At 68.8% G+C, this 1,228-nt stretch carries 1 protein-coding gene; it reads right to left on the bottom strand.

From position 1 onward, the window contains the following. On the bottom strand, positions 1-929 hold a 929-nt coding region (locus tag ACRDSQ_RS13030), incomplete at its 3' end, for a hypothetical protein (RefSeq protein WP_431421244.1). Positions 930-1,228: the final 299 nt, after the last annotated feature.

The raw sequence follows: 1,228 nt of genomic DNA on the forward strand, positions 1-1,228 counted from the left end.
GAGCGGGTGGGTACGTAGTGTTTCTCCAGCACCGGGTCGTGGCCCCAGTGCATCACGGCGTGGAAGTCCAGGTCGAAGATCGCGTCCTGCCCGGCCGCGAGCCCGCCGTCGATCATCTTGGTGTCGAGCGCGGCCAGGAAGCGGCGCTGGTGCTCATGGCTGGTGCGGTAGGAGTAGTTGGTCAACGCGGACTTCTTCGGCAGCACCCCCAGCCCGGCGAACAGTGACGCGGCCGGGTCGCTCAAGAGCAGGTCGTCGACGTGGGAGACCCGTCTGGTACGGGTCAGCTTCAGCGCCAGCAGCGAGAGCAACCACGACACGTCCGGAACGACGCGGGTGCCGGGGTAGCCGGCGCGCTTGACCAGGGCGGGCAGGTCCAGGGCGACGAGGTCGGGTACGAGCAGCAGCAACCCGGCCTTGCCGGTCTCCACGCTGAGCGGCCAGGTCGCGAAGTCGAGCGTCGCGGTGCGGGGCAGGCGGGTGTCGCGCCCGGGCGTGGCAGGCGAGGTGCTGGCTGCCGGATCGGGGTGACGCAGCAGCCGGCCGAACCCTTCCTCGGCGAGGACCTCGGCCACGCTGGTCCGGTTCAACGGCGTGCCCTCCACGCCCAGCTGGGTGGAGATCTCATACGTCGACAACCCGGTCCGGCGCAGCTCGATCACCCGGCCGCGGGCGCGGTCCTTCGCCGGCGCCGACCCGGGGGCGGGGCCGGGCTTGCGCGCCGGGGCGAACAGCTCGAGCCTCCCGGCCCGGTGCTCGCGGACCAGGTTCACCATCGCCCACCGGGTGTAACCGAACCGGTCCGCGGCCTCGGCGTGGGTCAGCCCGTCGACGAAGAACGCCCGCAGCGCCTCGTAGCGGCGGCGGCTCACTTCGTCGGGCTTGGTGAACCACTCCCCGCTCGCTGGTTGTGTCGATCCTCCTGTCATAGGACAAGTATGCCGCTCCCAACATAGGCCGACGCGGACCTCGACCGGCCGGGCGTGTCGGCCGATTCCCAACGTTTACTGGCTTTCTTCACGCGCATCCGGCTGCGGGCCAGCCTTGAATGACAGATACTGGAATGACACTCCCGTCATTCAACAGCGAGACCACCACAAGACATCAACAGCGACTGCACCACCCACGAACGGCAACCACCCGCACACCTTGCCCATCCCACACCACGCCGACTCTCTCCACCGGACGAACGTTGCCCCGAACCAGTTGCGTGGAAATCCGCGCTAAC

Source organism: Actinokineospora sp. (assembly GCF_050699995.1).
Classification (GTDB): Bacteria; Actinomycetota; Actinomycetes; order Mycobacteriales; family Pseudonocardiaceae; genus Actinokineospora.